The organism is Eubacterium sp. 3_1_31, from assembly GCF_964249515.1.
GTDB lineage: Bacteria > Bacillota_I > Bacilli_A > Erysipelotrichales > Erysipelotrichaceae > Longicatena > Longicatena caecimuris.
The window spans coordinates 1-18,114 of record NZ_CAXUBY010000054.1 but is presented as its reverse complement, the minus strand read 5'-3'; the positions used below and the strand labels follow the sequence as shown (position 1 = coordinate 18,114).

Genomic DNA, 18,114 nt, shown 5'->3' with positions numbered 1-18,114 from the left:
TTGCAAGTCGCTCTTGGGTTCGTCGATAACTACGCCCCGAGGGATTTTCACCCTAGATATGTGGCATGCCCGCCACAAAAAAAAAAAAAAAAAACGGTCAAAACCGTTTTTTTATTCGCTTAATGTTTATTTAACAATACGTGTCCAACCATACGTATCTTTTACATTTCCCCATTGAATACCTGTCAAGGTGTCGTATAATTTCTGAGTCAGTTCCCCCGTTTTAAAATCATTGATTGTTACGGTCTCACCCTTATAATAAAGTTCTCCTACTGGTGAAATAACAGCAGCCGTTCCTGTACCAAACGCTTCCTCTAGCTTACCCTTTCTTCCCGCTTCCATTAACTCATCAATAGATAAGTGACGCTCTTCTACTTCATATCCCCAATCTTTTAAGATATGTAAAATAGAATCACGTGTAACTCCCGGCAATACTGTTCCATCACATGGTGCGGTAATGATCTTATTATCAATTTTGAACATGACATTCATGGTTCCAACTTCTTCCACATATTTACGTTCTACACCATCTAGCCACAATACCTGTGTATAGCCTAATTTTTCTGCTTTTACCTGTGCTGCAATACTAGCGGCATAATTACCTCCACATTTTGTAAAGCCTGTGCCTCCCTTAGTTGCTCGCACATATTCATCTTCTACATAGATTTTTACCGGATTTACACCTTCCGGATAATAAGCACCTACTGGTGATAAAATAATCACAAACTTATAGGCACTGCTTGGATGCACACCAACAGCTGCTTCTGTAGCAAACATGAATGGACGGATATATAATGAGGTTCCCTCTGCAGTAGGAATCCAATCTACTTCATGAGCTACTAATTTTTCAATCGCCTCGACAAACATTTCTTCCGGTAGAATTTCCATGCATAAACGACGATTTGAGTTCGCAAAACGTCGTGCATTCATTTCCGGGCGAAATAAAAGTACGTTTCCATCCTTACTTTTATAAGCTTTCAAACCTTCAAAAGTTTCCTGTGCATAATGTAAAACCAGAGTTGCCGGATCCAAACAAATAGGCGCATAGGGTTCTATTTTAGCATTGTGCCAACCTTTATTTACTGTCCAATCCATTGTGAACATATAATCCGTAAAGTATTTACCAAAGCCAAGGTTTTGATCCCAAGCGGGTTTTTCCTTTAATGTTTTTGCCTGTACGTATTCAATTTCCATAATGACTGCCTCCCTTATATGATTATGTTTAGGTTACACCTATTTTGGGAATCCGTCAACCACCTTTTCATCGTTTTCATAAAATATAATCATTTTTTACATATCTTTTTCATTTATCATCATATTATTGTTCCTGATACGTATTAGAAACTTTTTATGTTCTGCCTTCTTCCTACATATGACTACCATCCATTCAAAAAAACAGACATCTTCATATGGATGTCTGCATGACTATCACCATGGATAAGCCGTATGGCGAAAACGTTCTAATAAAAAAGCAAATAATTTTTCTGTCGAAATAATCAATTGCATGCGATCATGCCACTTAAAAATCTGCTTGATTGCTATATCACTGTCTGCTAAAGCCTTAGGAACCTCCATAGCTTCACCATCTTCAAACAAATAGGGTATGGTATGCACATTCACAAAATAATAATGCTGTTTTGTTTCTACCATGATCATACAGCTAAGCGATGTATCAACCGGTACTTCCAATATATCATATAAATCAAGAACTGGATAACTTCTTCCCTGATAATGGGTCATGCCACAAACTCCTTGTGGTGCACAAGGCAATGGTGTAATCACACCATCTTGTAATATTTCAATAATATTGTCTGAGGCTATGCCATAATGTGTCTCTTGAATATCAAAACCGATATATTGCATATTATTCCCTGCCTTTCCAAGCATTTTTTAATAAAGTTTCCGCACGAAGATCATAACAAATATGTCCATCTCCTAACAAACTATAGCCACTGATACCTGTATGCTGCTGATACGTATCTTGTAATACGCCTGGAAGTGGCTTATCGACGATATTTCGCGTTTCGATGACTTCATCAACGGCCAATACCGCCTTCATCCCTTGACTATTTAAGATGATAAGGGTCTTATTCTTACGCTCTTGCATGGTTTTATCCCCCACTTGTTGATAAAGTTCATCAAGAAATAATACAGGCAGACTCATCTCCTTATAACGATAATACACATGTTGGCCTTGTACGCTAAAAACATTAGTATCCCAAGGACAGAAATGTTCAATCGCATGAATAGGAATTGCATAAACAATCGTATGACAGCGAATGATCAGTGCCGGTATGATGGAAAGTGTCAAAGGCAGATAAAGGATAAAAGATGTTCCTTTCCCTGCTTCACTTTGTATTGCTAATCGACCGTTACTGGAATTAATCATCTGTTTCACCACATCCAAACCTACACCGCGGCCACTGATTTCACTGATTTCTTCTTTTGTTGAAAAGCCTGGCATCAATAGAAACTGATATAATTCCTGATCACTTATTTGTGCATCTTTTGCTAATAATCCCTTTGCTATCGCTTTTTCGCGTATCCTTTGAGCATTTAATCCTCGCCCATCATCTTTTACCTGAATTTTTACTTCACCATTGCTTTGCTCAACGTTCAAGATAATTTCGCACTGCGACGATTTCTTATTGCGTAAACGCTCTTCTTTACTTTCCAGACCATGGTCAACCGCATTGCGTAATAAATGCATCAACGGTTCAAAAAGACGATAAACAATTTCTTTATCAAATTCCGTATCTTCTCCTTCAACCTTAAATACCACATCTTTTCCCTCTTTCACCGCCACATCGTGTACCACACGTGATAATTTAGGTACTAAAATAGCCATTGGGACAAGCCGTATAGACATAACGACCTCTTCTAAATGATCATATAACTTATCAAAGGTTTGTTTATAAAAATCTACCATAGCATCATTACCAGTTGTCTGCATATACACTTTTAAAGTTTCTCTAGCAATCATCATTTCACCAATCAGATTTTGTAATTCGTCTAATTTATCGGTTCTTACAGATAAAAATGTTTCTTTCTGTTCTTTTAATGTACCAACTTTTTTATTCATCTTTTTCTCATCATGAGCAAATGGAGTGTCTTTTAATGCTTTCTGCTTACAACTTTGAACAAATAAAGCATTCTGTGCCACCTTCATCGCCTGTTCAGGATGGTCGCTTGTAATTGCCAGATAAAATCCATGTTGTTGGATATAAGATGCCGCATCCTTATTGTTTTCTAATTCTTCAGGATATGTATGCAATTGTTGACATAGTGGTTTTAATTGTAAGACCATCATATAGGCTCTTACATTTTCCATCATACAACCTTCTTCGTATAAAAGATGTAAATAAAACGTATTCGCACCGACCGCTTTTTCAGGTTCAGGGATTGGCTTTTGTATTTGTTTAGGTATCTTACTAGTCTCTGCATCTTCTTTATGTTGCAGTGCATTCATCAGCTCTTCAATACGCTTGATAAAAAAAGATGGATCCGCTGGTTGATAAGATTCCTGCTTCATGATATCCAATTGCTGATGCATAAAATCAGATACATCATACAAAAGGGTGAATAATGTATCTTCATGAGACTGTAGGCGTTGTGGATCATCACGTAAAATGCCAAACACATCTTCTAAACGATGCATACAATTGGCAATCTCAGTCAAATTCATCATCGCAGATGAGCTTTTCGTCGTATGCATGACACGAAAAATGGCATGTATGTCCTCTTTCGTTAATGCGTGATCTTGTTGATGTGTCAATAGGATACGATCCAGTTGTTCAAAAAGATCATTGGATTCATATATATATATACATCCAGCATATCTAACAGACTGTCATCGAAAAAACTCATAATACTTCGCCTGCCTTCAGATCTTTCATATGCTCATAACAGATAAAACAATTTTTTCCATGACGTTTTCCATAATATAAAGCTTTATCTGCCATCTCAACGTTTTCTGAGAAGGTCAATGCATGATCATAACAGGTGATGCCTTGTGTGAGCGTACAGTGAAAATCTTCTCCATTACTATGAAAAGGAAGATGTTCTACAGCATAACGGATCTGTTCCGCCACCTCTGTACAGTCTTGTTGCGTTACACCTTTAAACACGATGAGGAATTCTTCACCGCCCCAGCGTATCACTTCCCATTTCGCAGCTGTTGCAGCAAGCGTACTGGCAATACCAATTAAAACCATATCGCCGATTTCATGACCGAAATAATCATTTACATATTTAAAATCATCAATATCGGCAATGATTAACATCATCGGAATATTGATATCCAATGTATTCTTTAATTTTTGATCGACATAATTGCGATTTAATAATCCGGTTAATGCATCGCGAAATGCCAAATTATGCAATACACTCGCCTTCTCTTCCATTTTCTGTAACTCATCTTCTTTATGTTTCGTACGCAACTGCGACATAATGCGAATCAGTAGCTCGTCGGCATCAAATGGTTTTTTGATATAATCGCTTGCCCCAAGGGTCATACCTGTCAATACCGCATCATGATCATCACGGGATGTTAAGAAGATAATTTTGGTATTTTGAGGTGCTCTTTTTTGAATCTCTTCATATAGCGTGAAGCCATTTGTATCCGGTAATTCTACATCCAGTAAAATGAGATCGGGTTGAAAATCCATGACTGTTTGCATCGCCTGTTTCCCATCATGGGCAATTTTTAATTCCATTGTTTCCGATTTTAAAATCCGTTCCACCTGACTGGTGATCATGATACTGTCATCAACTACCAGAATCTTCCCATTCTTTTCCATACGCGTTTCTCCTTATATTTCTATATTGATATTTCTTGCGGACTTCACTTTGACAAGGCCATCACTACAATAAAACCAGATAGAGCGACCATAGTTTTTTTCGACATCTTCCCCTTTGATAGGGATTGCTAAATTTTGTAAGATCTGGCGAACCGCATTCACATTGCGTTTGCCAATATTCGTACTGATTTCACTGGCGAACATACATGCTCCTCCTGCAACTTTCGCATACATGCGTGATCGCACTGCCCCTTTTATCTGCATCTTTGTACATAAAGCCGTAATCCCTGTATCCGCATAACGATAAACATCTGGCTTATCAGGTATTAACTTGCTATCCGGCAACAAGATATGAACCATACCACCGATTTTGGCGACAGGATCATATAAGCAAATACCCACACAGGAACCAAGTGCATAGGAAATTAAAACATCATCTTCTTTGCCTATCGCTGCAGCGCCAATTCCTATGACCTTCTTTTGCATTAGGAAACTCCCAATCTTTCCAACAAGTGTTCAATAGAGGAAAGCTCTGGTAGAAATAATACATGACTGACAAAATCACATGCATTAATACGGAAACAATTTTCAATAAACAATAGCTCATCGCCCATTTGTGCAAAATGTATCATTGGTACACTTAGCAAGGAGCCTGCCATGTCTGTGCATGAGGATGGAACCGATACATGTATCTGCATGCCTGTCATAGAAGCAATGGCATTTATATAAGAACAGCACATGATATTACCAATTTCACAAATAGCACTTTGTGACATTTCATCAGGTTCACGAAGATCAATCGTACTTTTACCTAATACACCTTCTAATAATTGACGGGTGAATGTCTCATTTAACAAAAACATAAAGATTCCATTCATATCACCACTTGTTTCAATTAAAATGCCTACCTTTACCGTCTGTGCGCCACCTAATAATTCCTGAGCATCCTGATAAGGAACAATACGTACAGCAGGTGTTTGTAAATGAATTGTCTGATGAATCATAGACGATAACGCGGTTAATGCGTTTCCTGTTCCGATATTACCAATTTCTTGCAAGGCATCGCGTGCCAGGGCATTAAGATCTGAATAATTTTTCAGCATACATCATCACACAGCTTCCTGCACGATCTTATGCACAACTTCAATAACATCATTTGCATTAAAAGGCTTAACGATAAAGCTGGTAGCGCCAATACGGATAGCTTCCACTACCATTGCTTCCTGAGCCATAGCCGAACACATGACAACCGGTAATTTCGCCTTTTTTTCTTTTATTATTTTTAATGCTTCGATACCTCCCATATTGGGCATCGTAATATCCATTAATACCAAATAAAACTCCTGTTCATCAATAAAAGTTATCGCCTCTACACCATCTTTGGCTTCTACGATATCATAGGTATAAGCCGTATCCTTCGTAAGGATGTTTTTCAACATGGTTCGCATAAATATAGCATCATCTACAATAAGTATTCTTTTTGTCATAAATTTTCTACCTTCCTTATCCATATTCTTATATTTCAAAATCATTAACTAATTCACGAAGCACCTGTGCCTGCGCTGCCAATTCTTCACTGGCTGCTGCACTTTCTTCTGATGTAGCTGAATTGCCTTGAACGATTTCAGATATTTGTTCAATACTTTGACGTACTTGGCTAATCGCCTTTGATTGTTGCACGCTGACATCACTGATACGCTCGACATTGGCCGTTACTTGTTGTGCATTTTCTACGACATTTTGTAATGTTATAGATGTTTTATCCATCATTTTACTACCGCTTTCGATCGATAGACTTGTCTTACGAATCAATTCACTGGTCAACTTACTAGCTTCTGTTGTTTTCGCTGAAAGATTACGAATTTCTGCCGCAACCACTGAGAAACCTTTCCCTGCTTCTCCTGCTCTGGCAGCCTCAACCGCAGCATTTAAAGCTAATAAATTGGTTTGGAATGCAATATCTTCAATTTCTTTTACGATCATTGTGATATTGCTGGAATTTTCATTAATTTCATGATTTGCCTTTAACATATTTTCCATTTGTTCATGACTTTCCATGATCTGATTCTTCAAATTATTCGCATATTCGCTAACAACGATAGCATCATCAGCATTGCTTTTTACACTTTGTGATAATTCATTGATATTGGCAGCCAATTCCTGAATAGAGCCTGCTTGATCACTGGCTCCTTGAGAAAGAATTTGTGCCCCATTCGATACTTGCTGAGCACCCCCAGATACTAATTCAGCACTGGTGCTGATTTTCATAATGGCATTGCTTAACAGCTCTGATATCTCATCCAAAGCCGTACCAAGTTCAATAAAGTTCCCTTTGAATTTAACATTACTGCGATAATTTAATTTGCCATTGCCCATCATTCGCATACTTTTGGCAATCTCATCACTATAATACGATAAAGTTTTCACTGTTTCTCGCATGCTGTCAGCCAATTCGCCAAGTTCATTTCCACTTTCATATTGTATCTCTGTTCTTAAATTGCCTTCTGATAATTCGCGTGCTGCTTTCTTTATTTCAATGATTGGATGGGAGATATTACGGTATACCCAAATCCACATGGCAATAAGGAAGATCACCATGATAACTGAAGTAAGAGCGATAAAGATCATCATTCTCGAAATGGTTGATTTTCCATCACTATAGGCTTGAGCAGCATCTTTTTTCACTTTCGCCTCTAAACTTGATAATTCATTTCGCATTTTTATGGAACTAGCTTCATATTTATTCTGATAAAGCTTCGATGCTTCATCATATTTTTCCTGTTCAATTAAATCTAAAACCTTATCTCGATTATTTTTTAATTCATTTAATGCCGATGTTAACTTACTGACTTCTGCATCCGATACTAAGGCATCATCCATCATGTCCATCTGCCCTAAATTTTCTTCAACAACCGTAACACTTTCCATAATTTCTTTCTTTAATGCGGCCTGTTCTTCTTTGTCGTGATATGCCAAAGATTTGGTTACGGCAAGCACCGTTTCCATATTCTTAATGCGGGTAGACATACTTGTCTTTACCACTTCAAATGATTTTTCATAAAAATCTGTATAATTATCGGAAATCGTTGCCGCACTATATAAAGCTGTAACAATAATACTCAAAAACATGATTACAGTGATACCAAATGTCAGAATCAGCTGTTTTGATATTTTCATACTTCTTAACTTTTGCATTTGTCATCCTCCTAGATATGATATATAAAATCTCGTTTTGTCTCAATATACACATTTCCATCATCTAAATGAAAGTGCAATGTTCTTCCAAAGGTATCCCCGACATCCGCAGCCACAACAGGTATATGCAGCTGCATCAGTACATCATAGGCCATTTTGATGTTTCGATGACCGATATCATCTTCATGCTGTTGATTCTTTCCCTGAAACAAGCTTGCTCCCCCTATCAGTTTCGCGATCAAAGGCTGGTGACTTTCAGAAATAGATGTCACTTGATCATATAGCTGCTGGATACCGACATCCACATAACAACTACGCTCATCCTTTGTGCATTTAGGTAACAGACATTCTACAAAACCGCCACAACGGTCATAGGAATCATATAGGCAAATACCTAAAGAAGAGCCAAGTGCTTTAGCAGTGATGATACTATTACGATCACCAACTACGATTTCTCCGGCTTTTGCCAAGATTTCTTTCATCTACTCACCTCCAATGATGCGCATAGCTTATCAACACTGTTTCCCTTAACAAGAAAAATCAGCTCATTAGGTGTTTCACAGGATGACACCCAGAAGCTTCGGGAAATGCGAAGCGCCTGATGTTGATCCTGTACGGCCATTGTTAAGACTTCATTCAAGATGGAGCCCTTCATATCCATGGTAATGCTTGGCTGCTGAATGCGGATAGCATATTTTAAATACGAGGCAATTCCTTCCATAAACGCACTCGCCATAATGCTAGCAGTTTCCTCTAACATTTTTAATTCCTGTTCTTGGAGTTGATATGCACACACATCCCGTTGCATCACCTTTTTTAAATAGGTTTGGGCAAAGGTCTGATTGAGTAAAAACAACAACATTCCTTCCATATCACCGTCAAATGGCAATAGAATACTGATCATATGTTCTTCCACTCTTAGATCATTTGTTTTTAAATCCAATTGTGTCATTTTATCCACTTTGCTAACTGATAAATATACCTGTGTATCCATCAGCAAGGCAAGAGATGCTGCGGCATTACCACCGCTGATATTTCCAAACTCTTTCAAAGTTTCTAAAAGATAACTGTTGTTTTCCACTTTCTCACCCCTTTTCTTATGCAAAGTATTTACACTTTTCGATAAATGGAATGCCCACAATATTCCATATCCTGGGGTATCTCCATCAAAACTTCCGCATGCCCTAACACAAGGTATCCATGCACTGCCAAATTCTTGCATAAATTTCTTACTGTCTGCCGTCTAGCTGCCTCATCAAAATAAATCATGACATTTCGACACATGATCATCTGATATTTCACTGTGTGAAAAGGTTCTAAGACATTATGGAATTGAAAACTCACCTGCGCCTGCAATTTCGGCGATATCGTGAAGTTTTCATTGTTTTCATCCATATGCAAATAACGTTTTTGCCAGCTTTCCGGTATTTCTTTTAATGCCCTGATAGGGTAAGTAGCATTTCTTGCTTCTTGTAATACCGCATTGTTAATATCACAACCAACCATCGCAATCGAAGGCAATACATGCAACAAGCGATATTCTTCTAGCATCATCAATAAGGTATAACATTCTTGCCCACTGGAACACCCTGCCACTAAAATGCGTAACTCATTAAGATCTTTATCCAAATTGGGCAAAACATCAGTTTCAATATAGTGATAATGCGCCATCTCCCGACAGAAATACGTATAATTCGTCGTCAGCTGATTGATCATCGTATATTGCAATTCTTTGCTTTCATCCTTGACCATTGCATCTAAAAATTCTTGAAATGAATGCATACCGCGCTTTTTTACTTCTGCTATCATGCGATATTCTATTAATACACGTTTCTTCTTAAGATCAATTCCATAGTTCTCCTGCATTACACGGCAGAAATTTTCAAATTCTTTATCCGTCATCTGAATCATAACAACTCATCCTCTTTTGTAATAGTATATCTTCAATCAAATAAATCTCTTTTTCCTTTTTATATGCCCAAGTATCCTTCAGTGTTGTTGAAGGCTGCCAACAAGTATCCGCTAGCTCCATTGGTTCCAATAATGTATCAACCATCAGGGCAATCGTAGAATTATTCATGATCATATAATATGTTGCCTTTGTTTCCGTATGGAAAAATAATGTTTCAATATCCAGAAGTGCATACCAGGCACCATCTTCATATAAGATTTGTTGACTATAACGTTTGGCCAACGGTATGGGGAATGTCTGATGATTTGACGCAACAATTTTATACACATATTCTTGAGAAATCGCATATTCATGAGATGCACAGGAAAAATGTAAATAGGTGCCCATATCACAACTCCTCCATTTCAAACGGTGTCCACAAAATGTTATCCAATTCTTCCATTGGTAACGGTTTTGAGAAATAAAAGCCTTGTGCTTCCTCACAACCGATTTCTTGTAAGAAGCGAATATGTTCAATCGTTTCAATGCCTTCGCTGATGACATTGATATTTAACTGTTGGGCCATATGGATCACATTGGAAATAATAATTTTTTCCCGCTGATCCATTACCTTTTGGAAAAACTCTCGATCCAGCTTAATGATATCCACCGGCAGCTTTTTCAAAATGCTTAAAGACGAAAAACCGGTACCGAAATCATCCATAGACAATTTAAAGCCTGCCTGTTTCAACGCAATGGCTTTTTTCATGACATCATCGATATCCTCCAGCATGACACTTTCTGTTATTTCTAATTCAATCAAGTTACGGGGAATATCAAAATATTGACAAACATTGACAATTTTATTAACGATATCAGGATCACGCAAATGAACCCCTGATATATTAACGGCAATGGACAAAGGCTCAATACCTGCATCGATCCATGTATTGATTTGCATGCAGGCCTGTTTTAATACAAACATATCTAATTCGTCAATATACCCATGTTTTTCAAAAAGCGATATGAATGTATCTGGACCAATAATTTCATTACCGCGTTTCCAGCGTATCAAAGCCTCTAAGCCATAACAGCGACGTGTTGGAATGTGCACCTTTGGCTGATAATACACAATAAATTCATTGTTGTGAAAAGCCGCAATAATGTCTTGAATGAAATGATGTTCCTTGCGATGACTTGCTTCGTCTGCATCGTCAAAGAAGGCATAACTGCTCTTATGATACATCTTTATTTTTTTTCGTGCACTGTTCGCATGATCAATCATGCTTGGCAATGGCATGTTTTTCTCCTTGATCATATAGACGCCAATCATGCAAATAATCGGAAAAGCCAAATTTTGTGTATCCGCCATACGTTCCATGCGCCGGATAATATCCTCAATTCGCTGTTGTAGCTCAGCTTGTGATTCATAATGTAATAAAACAACAAAGATATCCGCATTCATACGTACAAAGCTTTCATGTGATTCCATGATCTGACGTAAAATCTGCGCCATCGCTACAAGAATGCGATTGCCATATGTATATCCATAATCGGTATTAATCATTTTAAAGTTCTTAATATCCAATGTTAATAAGGCCATTGCTTCCCCATATACTTGAAGATCCTCAGTTACCTGCTGTTTAAAGCGATCCAATTTCCACGCATCCGTCAAATGATCGTATTGGGATAAGGCTTCACTTTCTTTTTCTAGTCGTTCCTGCTGCAATGCCATAGATAGAATATGTGACAGATAATGAAAGGTTGCCATTTGCTGAGATGTCCACATGCGCACATTTTCTAAGTCTAATAAAGTCAAATAACCGATATAAGCACCATGCTCCACCAGCATATGTTGCATCAATGAATGGACACCACGTAAACGTTGGCGCTCTTCCATAAAAACATCATATTGTTTCAATTCTTCCATGCGATTACATACGATCATCCCATTTTCATCAAAGACTTCTTGATATCGTTCTCCGATAAATGAACTCATTTTCTTTAAATTATCATTCATCACTAAAGATTTTTTTAAAATATGTTCATGTGAGATATGGAATTCACGGTTTCGATCATCTCGCGTCATGATATATACATGGTGTACCTTAAAATAAGCACAGATATGATCTATCACCTGATCAATGCCTTTCTGCATGGTATCATTTTGATATAATATTTCTAACATCTGAAAAATAAAGAAAGCATCTACATCCTTTTGCGATATTTTAAAAGGAGTTATCTCATGAGGATATGGCTTTGTATCTTCATAACGTTCACTTACTTCACCAATATATAGATGCAAATCGTGTGCCCTTGCATACCGCATCGATCCTTCTGCCTTTTCCAACATTTCTTCAAAGGAGCTTTTGCTATCTGTATAACACACTCCGCAAGTTACCTGCATATCTTTATAAATCTGATTCTTATTTAATAAATGCTCGTAATACTGCAATTTTGATAATACCTGTTCTTTATCAAGATAGCCTGGATGGTAAAGAAAGAAGGTCGCATTTCCCACACGTGCGATACACGTCGGATAGGGAAACGCTGCATGTAACAAAAAACCACACAGACGAAGATCCTCCTTCACTTTTGTGAATGCCATTTTCGTAAAATGATGATGTAATAGAAACAGTGTATCCTGGGTTGCATCTGCTTTCCCATATTTAGCAATTTCTTTTTTTACAGCAACAATATTAAGGGTTCTTGTCAATGCATCAATCTTGCTGTTTTCTGCTCTATGTTTCATAGGCTCACACTTTCTTGTACATCGTGAAATAATTTTTCCACATCTATAACATAACCGACTTCATGTTCGGCATAGCAAACACAACCACCAAGAAAGCTGTTTTCCTTCGTTCTTACATATTTGGGCAAAGCATGAATTGGTGATGTCAGAGTAATTACATCTCCTACGTTATGAACACGTAACACCATTTGTTGATCATGCTGTTTTAAAACACAACAAATCAATTCTTCTTCTGCAGGTTCTTGTAAGAGCGCAGAAAAAGAATACATACGGATGAATTGATCCTGTAAGTAGTAATTACCATCATGATCCTTTCGTAATTGTAAGTCTTTTTCAATTGCAGCCATGTTTAGACTGTGTAAAGGCAGTAAAAACGTATACGTGTGACTGAACAACTGTACATAGACTTCCGTATTTTCTTTCATAACGATTGTTTACCCCTTATATAACCTACAACATAGGTTTCTATATGATATTATTTTATCACAAATATGTCACTTTTTTTATTTTATTATCAATTATCGCAATTTTCATTCGTAAAATATAACTTTTTATCTATATTTTCGTCTACATCTTATAAAAAAGCATCTTATTTGCTTTTGCCATCCCTAAAATCTTATGTTTACCTATGAAATACAATGGTTATAATTCAATAAAATTTTCTCTTATCTATTCGTGTAGTATTTCATTATATGGTATACCAACTTTTCTGAATAGCGTCTTTCTAACCTTACTAAATATGAATCATAGTATGAATATCTTGTGTCACCCATACAAAAAAAAGATTTTCAGAAGTAATCCTATTTCTAAAAATCTTTTTAAATCACTTAAATAATTAACGTCTTTTTTCCATTTCTTCTAATTGTTTTCCAACAATTGCATACTGTGCTTTATAGCCTTCTAACTTTTCCTTTTCCGCATTCACTTTGGCCTCAGGCGCTTTATTCACAAAGTTTGGATTGCTCAGCATACCTTCTCCACGTTTGATTTCTCCTTGCAAACGTTTCACTTCTTTGCTTAGTTTAGCAATCTCTTCTTCTACATTGATAATAGCTGCCAAAGGTACATTCAAGGTACCATGCAAGATTGGACGAACTGCCATTTCTTCATCTTTGGCATTATCTATCCAGGTCGCATGACACATCTTCTGTAAGATGGCATTTCTGTTTGCATCACTTGGCATGAGCACATCGTGTTCATCCTTAATGATAACTTCAATATCCATACTTGGTTTCAGATTGTAATCTACCTTAATAGCACGTACTGCTTCAATCATCGTTAGCAGCTGTTTTACCGCTACCATTTCGTCTTCACTCATGGTAACATCCACTTTAGTTGGCCAGCATTCCAAATTGATGCTTGCTTTTTCATGTGGCAGGCTTAAATAGATTTCTTCACTTACAAATGGCATGAATGGATGTAACATACGTACGATACCACGTAAAACAATGACCAGCGTAGAGCGTGCTGCTGTTACCACCGTTGCATCTGCACTCTGTAAACCAGCTTTGGATAATTCAATATACCAGGAACAGAAATCATCCCATACAAAATTGTACAATTCATTACCCACTAACGCAAACTCATATTTTTCCATGTTTTCCGTAACATTTTCCAATACTTCATTAAAGCGTTTTAAAATCCATTTATCAATCATTGACGCATTGCTTACATCGATATCCTCCAAATGGAACGCATCTCCCAACTGCATCAGCGCAAAGCGACTGGCATTCCAAATCTTATTGATAAAGTTCCAGCTTGCTTCGACTTTTTCATCAGAGTAACGCAGATCCTGCCCCGGAGTAGAATTCGTCGTCAAGAAGAAACGCAATGCATCAACACCGAAATGATCAATGACATCCATTGGGTCAATACCATTACCTAGCGACTTGCTCATCTTTCTGCCTTGTGGATCACGTACAAGTCCATGAATCAATACATCCTTGAATGGACGATTCTTCATGCAGTAACGCGTCTGGAAAGCCATTCGGGCAACCCAGAAGAAAATAATGTCATAACCGGTTACTAACAGATCATTTGGGAAATATCGTGCCAGATCATCCGTATTTTCCGGCCAGCCTAAAGTTGAGAACGGCCATAAAGCACTGGAGAACCAAGTATCCAATACATCTTCATCCTGCTTCCAGTTTTCCTGATCCTGCGGATCTTCCATGCCTACATAAATTTCATTGGTTTCTTTATGATACCAGGCAGGAATGCGATGTCCCCACCACAGCTGACGAGAAATACACCAGTCTTCAATATTTTCCAACCATTGATGGAATGTCTTTTCAAAACGTTTTGGATAGAAATTGATACGCTGTTCCGCTATTTCCTGATTTTTTAATACTTCTTGCGCCAACGGTTTCATCTTAACAAACCATTGTTTTGATAAATATGGTTCTACGATTACTCCGGTACGCTCTGAATGTCCAACTTGATGCATATGCTTTTCGATATGATCAACGACACCGGCTGCTTCAAAATCTTCTACTAATGCTTTCCGACAAGCAAAGCGATCCATTCCTGCATACTTACCACACATATCATTCATCGTTCCATTTGGATGCATACAGATTGGCATAGGAAGATTGTATTTTTTCGCCAAGGCAAAGTCATTTGGATCATGCGCTGGCGTACATTTCATGACTGCTGTACCAAAGCTCATATCAATATAATCATCCGCCATGATTGGCAAAGCTTCGCCATTTGCCGTGTTGATGGCATGCAACCCAACGATGTCTTTATAACGCTCATCATCCGGATGAACAAAGATAGCCTGATCGGCAAACATCGTTTCCGGACGGGTTGTCGCAATGACTAATTCTTTTCCCGTTTCAACAACCTTGTATTTGAAATAATACATGGCACCTTCGATTTCTTTATGAATAACTTCAATATTAGATAAAGCTGTCATTGCTTCTGGATCCCAGTTGATAATACGCTCACCCTGATAGATCAAACCATCGTTATACAGATCCACAAATACTTTACGAACAGCATGACTTAACCCATCATCCAACGTAAAGCGCTCTCTTGTATAATCTAAGGATAAACCCATCTTTGCCCATTGCTTACGAATCGTAGAAGCATATTCCTCTTTCCATTCCCAAGCTCTGTCTAAAAATTTTTCACGCCCGATATCATAACGGGAAATTCCTTCCCCTTTTAATCGTTCATCAACTTTTGCTTGTGTCGCAATACCGGCATGATCCATTCCCGGCAGCCACAGCATATCATAGCCTTGCAAACGTTTATAACGAGCAACAATATCTTGCAGCGTTGTATCCCAGGCATGACCTAAGTGCAGCTTCCCAGTTACATTAGGTGGTGGGATCACGATACAGAAAGGATCTTTTGTTTTATCTCCTGCTGTAAAATAGCCTTGTTCTACCCATGTCTTGTAGTGTTCTTGTTCAACTTTGTGATGATCATATTTCGCATCAAGTGTTTTGTTCATATAGCTTCCTCCATTCTTTTTTCAATATTGCATATAGCATCATATCGTGATAGATGCCATCACTTAACTTCATTGCTTCTTTACATATTCCTTCTAGACGAAAACCTAAAGCTTCTAAAACCTTGGCACTTCGCTTATTTTCATACGCCACCATTGCGGTTATGCGTCGCAAGCCAAATTGTGTAAAGCCAACTTCCAGCAATGGAAGTAAAGCCTCCCTTATATAGCCATGACCCCAATACTCTGGATGTAAGACATAAGCAAGCTGTGCCGTATCATCCTCCAATGCATGGAAACACACATGACCGATGACCTTTCCCCTTTGTTTATCAAGCACGCACCAAGCTTGCGGTTCTCCTCGGCGTTCATAAGGCAAATAAAACGCTTTAAGAATGTGCAATGTATGTTCTACATCAGGATGTGGGGGAAAGGTAAGAAATTGCGTTACGCAAGCCTGCCGATAATAGTCATAAATATCACAGGCATCCGCTTCCTCCATACCACGCAGATACAGACGAGAGGTTTCTTTTTCTGGCATTGACAATTGCATATGCTCATCTCCCTCCATAAAAAAAACGTCCTGTATAAGGACGTGATGAACGTGGTACCACCTTACTTCGCATACTTTTATATGCCTCTACAGCACGAATAACGATGTGCCAACCCGAATATTCCTACTGCACTTTTCAGAATATCAACTCCAAGACTACCTTCCATGTATCCTCATGCTTTCTTACACCATCCAAAAGCTCTCTGTATTTCCGATAACATGTACTCCTTCTCTTCAGCGTATGTACACTTATTATAAACAAAACTTTTCTGCATTTCAACCGTTTTTTTATAATCAATCTGATAATCTTGTGGATTTATTTTTCAAGTACCGCACTTCTTGTACGACTGCTATCATTATTTCAATCTCATCTGATTTCATCACAATGTTGTCTGTCAGTCTTGCGTATTCTTTCAGACTTCATATGCCTATTCACCATATCTATTCTTGTAAGATATACCAAATATTTGTTGATAATGGTTGCAATCTTTGGGAATTCATTTTCAAGGTCAGAAACAGGACGAATTTGTATCATGTTCAAGCACCCCTTAAAAGGAAAAAGATGATTCCAAATAGAATCATCATGGTAAGATTACTAAAGTTTTGGCCTCAATCGTTTTATTATGATTACATGCACGTAAATCAGCTTCTTTCACCTCATAACGATTGGCAATACTGGCATACGTATCATTGGGTTTTGCGACAATCATGCGATAAGAAGTATACGTGGTATCGGCATCCTCAAATAAATCTTCAAATTCATCAACCGTCGTTTTTTCCGTTTCCGGTTGTTCATTTTCTGGAGTAGTGATAATCTCTTGTGCTTCTTCTTCATCTTGCTTATTGCTGTTCGATGTATCCGGTACTGGTGTTTGTTCTCGTTGTGGAATTGGTGTTGTCGTTACCGGCTGTGGTGTAATTTTTTTCTGTGGTTTCTCTGTTTCTTCTTTTAAGCCGCTAATGTTCATGAGTATTGTTACAAGTATCCCATTTTCATCCATCTTCCCTTCACATGCTTCCACCTGCATAGCAAAAGGCATTGTGCCCAACTTTTCTCTAGGTGCTAATACATCCATTTGCAATTCTTCTTCAAAAGGTATTATATTGCCATCCATTGTTTCATAACTGCCTTGAATATGCAGCGGCCCGGTTGCCCGAATACCATCTTCATCTTGATCATATTGCAGCTGTTCTTTTGCCTGCAGTGTATGCAAACGCTTTATTTCATCTGCATAAAACAGATGCTTTTCAATCTTCATTGTTTTCATTGTCAAATCCTCCTATCACTATGTATGCATCTTTTTCTCTAAATATGCCCATGTGAAAATAAAAACAACTTTCTTCTCTGTACTTTATCTTTTCTATGATAAAATAAATACAACAATAAAAAATAAGGAGCTAACTATTAAGAAGTCAAGCATTTTTGAAAAAGATTGAAAAAGCATGACAAAAACAAGTGCTAGTAAA

The 18,114-nt window shown here is 37.7% G+C and carries 17 protein-coding genes and 1 other annotated feature; all 17 genes read right to left on the bottom strand.

Features of this window, described 5'->3' with window-relative positions; translation table 11 throughout:
• Window positions 1-126 precede the first annotated feature (126 nt).
• The 17 genes from ACESSZ_RS14770 to ACESSZ_RS14690 all read right to left on the bottom strand — a co-directional run bounded on the left by ACESSZ_RS14770 (window position 127) and on the right by ACESSZ_RS14690 (window position 17,915).
• Complete coding sequence (locus ACESSZ_RS14770) at window positions 127-1,194, bottom strand: branched-chain amino acid aminotransferase (RefSeq protein ID WP_008688923.1); 1,068 nt, start codon at window positions 1,192-1,194, stop codon at window positions 127-129.
• Between the two features lie 234 nt (window positions 1,195-1,428).
• On the bottom strand, window positions 1,429-1,863 hold the full coding sequence (locus ACESSZ_RS14765; RefSeq protein ID WP_008688925.1) for a chemotaxis protein CheW: 435 nt from the start codon (window positions 1,861-1,863) through the stop codon (window positions 1,429-1,431).
• A 1-nt stretch (window position 1,864) separates the two neighbouring features.
• Window positions 1,865-3,775 (bottom strand): ATP-binding protein, encoded by a 1,911-nt coding sequence (locus tag ACESSZ_RS14760; RefSeq protein ID WP_499842872.1) that lies wholly within the window; start codon window positions 3,773-3,775, stop codon window positions 1,865-1,867.
• Between the two features lie 88 nt (window positions 3,776-3,863).
• Window positions 3,864-4,799: a GGDEF domain-containing response regulator gene (locus tag ACESSZ_RS14755; protein WP_008688928.1), complete on the bottom strand. Its 936-nt coding sequence runs from the start codon at window positions 4,797-4,799 to the stop codon at window positions 3,864-3,866.
• A 12-nt stretch (window positions 4,800-4,811) separates the two neighbouring features.
• Window positions 4,812-5,285: a chemotaxis protein CheD gene (locus ACESSZ_RS14750; protein ID WP_008688929.1), complete on the bottom strand. Its 474-nt coding sequence runs from the start codon at window positions 5,283-5,285 to the stop codon at window positions 4,812-4,814.
• The gene (locus tag ACESSZ_RS14745; RefSeq protein WP_008688931.1) at window positions 5,285-5,902 is read right to left on the bottom strand and encodes a chemotaxis protein CheC; all 618 of its coding nucleotides are present in this window, start codon (window positions 5,900-5,902) and stop codon (window positions 5,285-5,287) included. The genes ACESSZ_RS14750 and ACESSZ_RS14745 overlap by 1 nt, the downstream gene beginning before the upstream one ends.
• 6 nt (window positions 5,903-5,908) lie before the next feature.
• A complete protein-coding gene (locus ACESSZ_RS14740; protein WP_499842871.1) occupies window positions 5,909-6,286 on the bottom strand; it encodes a response regulator in 378 nt (125 codons plus the stop codon).
• Window positions 6,287-6,314: 28 nt separating this feature from the next.
• Window positions 6,315-7,994: a methyl-accepting chemotaxis protein gene (locus ACESSZ_RS14735; RefSeq protein ID WP_008688935.1), complete on the bottom strand. Its 1,680-nt coding sequence runs from the start codon at window positions 7,992-7,994 to the stop codon at window positions 6,315-6,317.
• 11 nt (window positions 7,995-8,005) lie between these two features.
• The gene (locus tag ACESSZ_RS14730) at window positions 8,006-8,476 is read right to left on the bottom strand and encodes a chemotaxis protein CheD (RefSeq protein WP_008688938.1); all 471 of its coding nucleotides are present in this window, start codon (window positions 8,474-8,476) and stop codon (window positions 8,006-8,008) included.
• Complete coding sequence (locus ACESSZ_RS14725; protein ID WP_008688939.1) at window positions 8,473-9,075, bottom strand: chemotaxis protein CheC; 603 nt, start codon at window positions 9,073-9,075, stop codon at window positions 8,473-8,475. Before ACESSZ_RS14725 ends, ACESSZ_RS14730 begins: the two co-directional genes overlap by 4 nt.
• 29 nt (window positions 9,076-9,104) lie before the next feature.
• Window positions 9,105-9,905, bottom strand: coding sequence for a CheR family methyltransferase (locus ACESSZ_RS14720; protein ID WP_008688940.1), 801 nt, complete (start codon window positions 9,903-9,905; stop codon window positions 9,105-9,107).
• The gene (locus tag ACESSZ_RS14715; RefSeq protein WP_008688941.1) at window positions 9,886-10,293 is read right to left on the bottom strand and encodes a chemotaxis protein CheW; all 408 of its coding nucleotides are present in this window, start codon (window positions 10,291-10,293) and stop codon (window positions 9,886-9,888) included. The genes ACESSZ_RS14720 and ACESSZ_RS14715 overlap by 20 nt, the downstream gene beginning before the upstream one ends.
• A 1-nt stretch (window position 10,294) precedes the next feature.
• Entirely contained in the window at window positions 10,295-12,637 is a 2,343-nt protein-coding gene (locus tag ACESSZ_RS14710) for a putative bifunctional diguanylate cyclase/phosphodiesterase (protein WP_008688942.1), read from the bottom strand.
• A complete protein-coding gene (locus ACESSZ_RS14705) occupies window positions 12,634-13,062 on the bottom strand; it encodes a chemotaxis protein CheW (RefSeq protein ID WP_008688943.1) in 429 nt (142 codons plus the stop codon). The genes ACESSZ_RS14710 and ACESSZ_RS14705 overlap by 4 nt, the downstream gene beginning before the upstream one ends.
• 410 nt (window positions 13,063-13,472) lie before the next feature.
• Window positions 13,473-16,097, bottom strand: a complete 2,625-nt coding sequence (locus tag ACESSZ_RS14700; protein WP_008688944.1) for a valine--tRNA ligase — start codon at window positions 16,095-16,097, stop codon at window positions 13,473-13,475.
• Window positions 16,081-16,647, bottom strand: coding sequence for a GNAT family N-acetyltransferase (locus ACESSZ_RS14695; protein WP_226896757.1), 567 nt, complete (start codon window positions 16,645-16,647; stop codon window positions 16,081-16,083). The genes ACESSZ_RS14700 and ACESSZ_RS14695 overlap by 17 nt, the downstream gene beginning before the upstream one ends.
• Before the next feature lie 33 nt (window positions 16,648-16,680).
• Window positions 16,681-16,894 (bottom strand) — a binding site (T-box leader).
• A gap of 334 nt (window positions 16,895-17,228) precedes the next feature.
• Window positions 17,229-17,915 (bottom strand): LysM peptidoglycan-binding domain-containing protein, encoded by a 687-nt coding sequence (locus tag ACESSZ_RS14690; RefSeq protein WP_008688948.1) that lies wholly within the window; start codon window positions 17,913-17,915, stop codon window positions 17,229-17,231.
• Window positions 17,916-18,114 lie beyond the last annotated feature (199 nt).